10 protein-coding genes are annotated in these 5953 nt (G+C 70.8%); 6 read left to right on the forward strand and 4 right to left on the reverse strand.

Features of this window, described 5'->3' with window-relative positions; genetic code table 11:
• Positions 1-183: 183 nt before the first annotated feature.
• A complete protein-coding gene (locus ACFVQG_RS38180) occupies positions 184-492 on the reverse strand; it encodes a DUF6300 family protein (RefSeq protein ID WP_383393182.1) in 309 nt (102 codons plus the stop codon).
• A 133-nt stretch (positions 493-625) separates the two neighbouring features.
• On the opposite strand from ACFVQG_RS38180, the gene tpg reads away from it, so the two are divergent.
• The 6 genes from tpg (at position 626) to ACFVQG_RS38210 (ending at position 3922) form a co-directional block, all read left to right on the forward strand.
• A complete protein-coding gene (gene tpg / locus ACFVQG_RS38185; protein WP_383393185.1) occupies positions 626-1219 on the forward strand; it encodes a telomere-protecting terminal protein Tpg in 594 nt (197 codons plus the stop codon).
• Between the two features lie 104 nt (positions 1220-1323).
• The gene (locus ACFVQG_RS38190; protein WP_383393188.1) at positions 1324-2115 is read left to right on the forward strand and encodes a hypothetical protein; all 792 of its coding nucleotides are present in this window, start codon (positions 1324-1326) and stop codon (positions 2113-2115) included.
• Complete coding sequence (locus tag ACFVQG_RS38195) at positions 2112-2378, forward strand: hypothetical protein (RefSeq protein ID WP_383393191.1); 267 nt, start codon at positions 2112-2114, stop codon at positions 2376-2378. Before ACFVQG_RS38190 ends, ACFVQG_RS38195 begins: the two co-directional genes overlap by 4 nt.
• A 585-nt stretch (positions 2379-2963) precedes the next feature.
• Positions 2964-3176: a hypothetical protein gene (locus tag ACFVQG_RS38200; protein ID WP_078948051.1), complete on the forward strand. Its 213-nt coding sequence runs from the start codon at positions 2964-2966 to the stop codon at positions 3174-3176.
• 268 nt (positions 3177-3444) lie between these two features.
• Entirely contained in the window at positions 3445-3675 is a 231-nt protein-coding gene (locus ACFVQG_RS38205; protein ID WP_383393194.1) for a hypothetical protein, read from the forward strand.
• A complete protein-coding gene (locus ACFVQG_RS38210; protein WP_383393197.1) occupies positions 3665-3922 on the forward strand; it encodes a hypothetical protein in 258 nt (85 codons plus the stop codon). Before ACFVQG_RS38205 ends, ACFVQG_RS38210 begins: the two co-directional genes overlap by 11 nt.
• Before the next feature lie 286 nt (positions 3923-4208).
• On the opposite strand, the gene ACFVQG_RS38215 is transcribed toward ACFVQG_RS38210, so the two are convergent.
• From ACFVQG_RS38215 to ACFVQG_RS38225, 3 genes are all read right to left on the reverse strand, one after another.
• Positions 4209-4592: a hypothetical protein gene (locus tag ACFVQG_RS38215; RefSeq protein WP_381327027.1), complete on the reverse strand. Its 384-nt coding sequence runs from the start codon at positions 4590-4592 to the stop codon at positions 4209-4211.
• Between the two features lie 42 nt (positions 4593-4634).
• Entirely contained in the window at positions 4635-4982 is a 348-nt protein-coding gene (locus ACFVQG_RS38220; protein ID WP_383393200.1) for a hypothetical protein, read from the reverse strand.
• A 113-nt stretch (positions 4983-5095) separates the two neighbouring features.
• A complete protein-coding gene (locus tag ACFVQG_RS38225) occupies positions 5096-5578 on the reverse strand; it encodes a hypothetical protein (protein WP_383393203.1) in 483 nt (160 codons plus the stop codon).
• Between the last annotated feature and the right edge of the window lie 375 nt (positions 5579-5953).

The raw sequence follows: 5953 nt of genomic DNA on the forward strand, positions 1-5953 counted from the left end.
TAGCCCTCGGGACGCTGCCAGGCCTCCATTGGCTCCACCGAGTACGGCAGCCGCTCGTACAAGGCCGCGAGGTCGGCCCGCACCTGGTTGAGGTCCCGCTGCGCGGTGAGGAGATCGTCGGGATAGTCGTACGCCACGGCCCAACAGTAGTTCGATCCGGCGGCCGCGCCGCCGACCGACGGCTCAGCCCTGCCCGGGCGGCGTCTCCTGCCAGTACCAGCCGTGCGCGGCCATGCACTCCTTCGTCCACTCCATCATCAGGTGCGCCGCCTCCGGGGCGCGGGTCTCGTCCTGCCCGCCGCCGTCGGCGAAGAACTGCAGCAGAAGGCCGGCCGCAGGCCGGTCGGCATCGCCCGCGTCGCACGAAGCGCACAGCTCCATGTGGATCGGGCGGCCTTGCGCGTCGTTCTTCGGCGCCACCGCACTGATGATGAGGTCGCCGCGGCAGCGTGAGCACTGCGGCAGCCGGTCGGAACGCTCAACCAAGGCCATGGTCAGCCCCCTTGCAGACGTGAGCCTCCACCCAAGACCCGCTGACCTGCGGCGTCAACCCCTCCGACGTGCAGCGAGAGTTCGTTCAGCCGCTGGCCTCTGTCCACAGGCGACCGGCCCGACGCTGCTCGGTATGGATGATCAGCAGCGCGCAAGGGCGTCGGCCCTGCTCCGACACAAGCTCTTCGACGGCCTCGGACGCGCCGAACGGGCCCTGTTCACCCGTCCGGCACCGAAATCCGCGCAAGCTCAGATGAAATTCCTCCTCACGCGCGCGAAGGGCTCCACGAAGGCCGTAGCCGAGCGCCTGGGCGTCTCCCGCCGCACGGTGGAGCGCTACCGCTCGGGTGCGGCCAAGAAGCCGCAGAAGCGCCTCCAGGAGGCTCTGGTGCAGGAGACCGAGTCACAGTGGCAACCGCAGGTCAGGGCACAAGCGAGGCAGCGCGCGGGCAGTTCTGCCGGGTTCATCATCTCCTGCCGCGCCTACTTCGGATTCGGCCCCGAGGGAACCTCGGATGCGGGCCGGGTGCGGGACATCATGGTGGCCGTCTCGTCCTCCCACGCCCGCGCCATCCTGGCGGCACAGGAGTCCGGAGCGACGGACAAAGATCTGCATGCACTGGTTGCGGAGGCCATAGCGGACGCCTATTTCCGCCAAGGCGGTGGCGGGCGCGCGGGCGTGGAGGTGCAATTCGCGGACGTGGAGTGGCTCGATATCAAGTTTTAGGCACGCCGAATTCAGGGCTGCTATAAACCTGTCTACGGCTGCCGCGCCCACCGCGCGGCAGCCGGATTTCCCGTCACCGTTTCCGCAACGATTGGGAGGCTCGTGTGAGCACCCCTGTTCCCCGATCCACCCGGCGTCCCCGCGTACCCGCGCCCGGCGCGGCCGCGCCCCGCCAGCCGGTCGACCGGGCGAAGGTCGGCCGCAGCTGGGTCCGCCGGCACGCCACCGGCATGACCGCCGCGGAGGCCGCGGCCGCGCTCGAGGACGCCCGGCTGCAGCAGCACATCGACCGCGACCGCGAGGACCTGGCCGACGACGCACGCGGCCCGGCCGAAGTCGCGGAGTGGGAACGCATCGCGCAGCTGCTCGCCACCACCGGCATGACGTACGACCCGAAAGCCGACGCCGTCGTCCAGGACGAGCACGCCGCCGAAGCCGCAGCAGCGGCCAAAGCCGAGGAAGAACTGCGGGATCTGGAGATGGAACAGCAGCGGCAGGAGCGGCTGCACTCCAACGGACTGCCCGAGCGCGCCCACATGCTGATGGCCCTGGAGAAAGCCGGCCTGCTCGGCAGGACCGAGGGGCGCTACGGCGCCGAAGGCCCGCTCGTACTGCACGAGCCCGAGGACCGCCACGCCCTCGACTACCTGAACGAGTACGGCGAGTTCCACGACATGTTCCGCATCCTGGAGGGCCACAGCATGGCTCCTCCGAGCGACCTGGACGCCGTCCCCGCGTCGGTGCGGGCACACAGCGCGCTGCTGCGAGCCATGGCGCGGACCGGAACGCTGGAGGACTTCGACGCGGGGCACGCGGTGCGCCTGGCGCAGGCCGACCCGGACGCCGTGCTCGCGCTCGCCGACTGGATCGAGGCCCGCGGCCGGAGCAGCCGGTGAGCGCCGCCGACCACGTGATCGCCACGTGGGTGACGTCGACCGGCTGCGGCACCCGGTACGAAGACCTGACGGCCGACGGTGAGGTCCACGTCGACTACCGGCCCCCGCTGGGCGAGCCCTGGTTCGAGGGCGAGGACGACCCCGACTACAACCCGATCTGCTGGTGCCCGCGCGTCCCGAAGCAGTTCTGCACGGAGTGCGCCGGCTGCGCCGCCTGCGGGCAGTGCCGCGGCCCGCACATCTGGCCCCCGGCCCGGATCTGATCACGGAGAGTCGACCGCACAAGTTCCCGGCCCACCTGTGACACAAGCGGGAACCTGTGAGCCCGAATGCCCTATTCACCCTGTTCACCTGTGAGGTCGAACCCTCGTATTCCCAGGTGGACAGGTTCATGTGAGGTGACCTGTAGCCCTGTGACATGGCAGCGCCCGGCACCCGTCACGCTCACCGAACGTGACGGGATTTGCTGTCACGCACCTCCAACGCCGCTGTCACACTCCCCGGTTGGAGCGTGACAGTGCCCGCGAGAATGCCCGCTAATGTCCGATTCTTGGGGTGTGGATCGGGCCTGCACCCCCCTCCAGGGCGGATCCGCGTGACAACGTGACAGCGTGACAGGGCGCCCCCGCCGGACCACCCGCGAGTCACGGTCCGTATTCGCGCCCGCAGGCCTCGCTTACCCCCGCCCGCCGCGTCCCTGACCTGCGCATTCAAGCCAGGAGGGCCCGCTTTGCCGCCAACCGAGGTCAACCCCGGAGCGGTCGTGGTCCTTTCGCGCTACACAAGAACACCGGAGTGAACGCGCGGTGCTCGCAGGGCAGTTGTGGACTTACGGGAGGTCCGGGCACGTGATCGTGACCATCAACGTGGCGGTGCTGCTCGCCATCATCATCGTGGTGCGGCTGCGCCGCCGGACGCACGCCCGGAGCCGGTTCGACGAGAAGATGACCGTGGTCATCTGCCTCACGTTCGGGGTGCTGATCGCGCCGACCGCGTTCGGGAAGTCGATCCTGGACGTCGTCACCCAGCTCGTGGAAGGCCTGTCGCAGTCCGGCCAATGACCCCGGCCTGACCCGCCCGACGGGACCCAGCAGCGCCGTACGAACCTGGGTCCCTGGGTCCTGGGTCCAGCCGGGGGCCGCGGATCTGTGTCATCGGCGCCGGACTGTGTCATCGACCCCCTGTTTTCCCAGGTGGTCGTGACCATCTGTGTCACTGTTCAGCTGTGTCATCTGTGTCATCGGGCGGGTTTCGTCCGTACCGCAGACCGGTGCCGCGCCCCGGCGATACCGTGAGAACACACGCCAGATGACGCCCCGGGAGCCCTCGATGAGCCAGGAGCCGGCCGCCGTGCCCGACCGCCAGCCGATCGACGAAGCCGCCGCCGAATCGGTCCGCAAGTACGCGGCTGACCAGCGCGCCAAGGTCGACGTCCTCGCCTCCGTGCTCGAGGACATCGCTGAGAACGGCTACCCCTCGCCGGAGGCCGGCGTGCCGTGGGAGGTCGCCCGCGACGCCCACCTCGCCCGCCTTGCTGACGGGCAGGCCCGTGTCGCCTGACCACGGCGCGCGGCGCTCCCGGGTCATCCTGGTGGAGCCCGCGCTCACCCAGCTGGCGAAGCTCACCGCCAACGAGACGCACCGCTTGGACCGCGCGATCGTCGCGATCAGCGTCAACCCCGCGCTCGGCACCGAGGTGCCCGGCACCCTGCTGCGCGACTACGTCGACGAGATCGACGGCGTGCGGGTGATCTACTACGTGACGGCCCTGGGGTCGATCACGATCGTCGCGTACGTTGAGGCGTAGGGCCTCCCGAGCACCCCGCAGCAGCGCCCCGGACACCACCCTCGTCCGGGGCGCTGCTGCTTGTGCTGCACCGTGCAGCGCCGGTTGCAGTGGGTCCGCTGCTCGGTGTTGCCCGGCCGCTGCCCGGGGGCGGGTGGAGCGCTGCTCGTGATCCCGAGGCCGTTGACACTTCGGCCCTCAGGCCAGGCGACACAAGGGCGCTGCACGGGCAGCGGCCGGTTGCTGCACGCAGCAGCGCCGTGCAGCAACCAAACGGCTGTTTGCTGCACGGCGCTGCTGCTCGGGGTCACTCCGTCTCGCCGGTGGCCCACCGCTCCATCGGGCTCGGGGCCTTCTTCACCAGGGTGTCGCGGCGGGACTGCGCGGTGGCCCGGGTGACGCCCATGGAGCTCGCCAGCGCCCCGTACGAGCCGCCCTGTGCGGCGTGCTGGCGTACGGCGGCGTCCCGAACGCCCTCCAGCCGGTTCAGCAGACCGTTGGACACCAGGATCGTGTTCGCGAGGTCCTCGGTGCTCGCCCCGCCGGCGCGCAGCTGCGCGAGGCCGTGCAGTACCGAGCCGAGCCGCATGGCGAGCTGCCCGACGTCATCGCCCAGGGCCTGAGCGTCGGCGGTGGAGAGCGGGATCGTGAGGTCGGGGACCGGGTTGGTGTGCTCGGGCTCGGTGGTCATCGGGGCCTTCCCATGGGGCGGTGGCGGGTGCTGGGCGGGTTTCTAGAGCCATTCGAAGGCGCGGCGGACGTCGCCCGCGGCCCCGGCGAGGTTGTCGGCGTGCAGCCGCACGTCGAAGTCGTACGGGTCGTCGGCGGCCTCCATGACGCGCTCGGAGGCGGCGTCGAAGACGCTGGCGAACGCCTCGTGGACCCCGGCGGCCTTGAGGGCCTGGACGATGCCGTCGGGGTCGGCGCCGCGCCGGACGGCGTCGGTGAGCAGACCCAGCGCGGCGGCCGCGGCCGGGGCAAGCACGGCCACGTCCTCGCCGCTGGTGGTGGTGCCGAGGGCCCGTTCGGCCGACGTCTCGACGCTGCTGATCCGGGCGAGGGCGTTCGACTGCTGCTCCATGGGAACTCCGATCGGATGCGTGGATGCGAGGGGGAGGCTGCGGTGGGTGGAGCCGCCGGAGAGCGATGACATTCCGAGTCAACTGGCCCCGACGGCGCGCGGGTGCGGCGCGGTCAGGCGGTCCGGGCGAGGTAGCCGGCGGCGGCGTCGACGAAGGTGTCGTGGGCGACCTTCGCGGCCTCGCGGGCGGCGGTCAGCTCCTGGGTGGTGGCGTAGGCGTCGCGCATCGCGTAGGTCAGCGTGACCATGTGGTCGGCGGCGGCGCGCACGGCCTGGTCCTCGATGAGGACGCGCAGCGCGACCAGCGGGCGGGTGACCGCGCTGCGGGTCATGTGGCTCTCGCCGCGCAGGGCCTCGATCCGCTCGGTGCCGGCCTCCTTGAGGACGGCGTCGCCTCGCATCCACATCGCCCGGCGGTGGTCGCTGATCGCGCAGGCCAGCGTAGTGACGGCCTCCAGCCGGTCGCGGCGGATCGCCTCACCGTGGCTGGCGCGGACGCCGCGTTCGGCGGCGCGCTCCTGGAAGCGGCCGGAGACGATCGCGCCCAGCAGCGTGGCGACGATGGCGAGGGCGGCGGTGACGAGGGTGACTAACACGGCGGGTCCTCCCGTAGCTGTATGAACTTCAATACACTGTATGGAATTCAATACGCCTAGGGAAGGGGGCCGCTCAAGATTCTTTTAGCCCAGCTCCTGACCTGGGCGTTTCCCGCCAGCGGGAACCGTGCGTCCCGATCTGACACTCGCCGCCCGCACACGAACCCGGAGCCGCGCACCAGGTTGTCCCTGTGCGCGGGGATCTTTGTCCCTCCTGGCGGGGACCTCTGGTGTCGACACCGACACCAGACACACCAACGGCGCCGCACCGTGGGGGTGCAGCGCCGTAGTGGCGGCCCGGCCGGGCCCGGGTGGCCGGGTCAGGAGACGGCTTTGAGGTTCTGGCGACGCTTGGCGTCTTCCCGGCGCCGGCGC

The sequence above is a fragment of the Streptomyces sp. NPDC057877 genome (assembly GCF_042796855.1).
GTDB lineage: Bacteria > Actinomycetota > Actinomycetes > Streptomycetales > Streptomycetaceae > Streptomyces.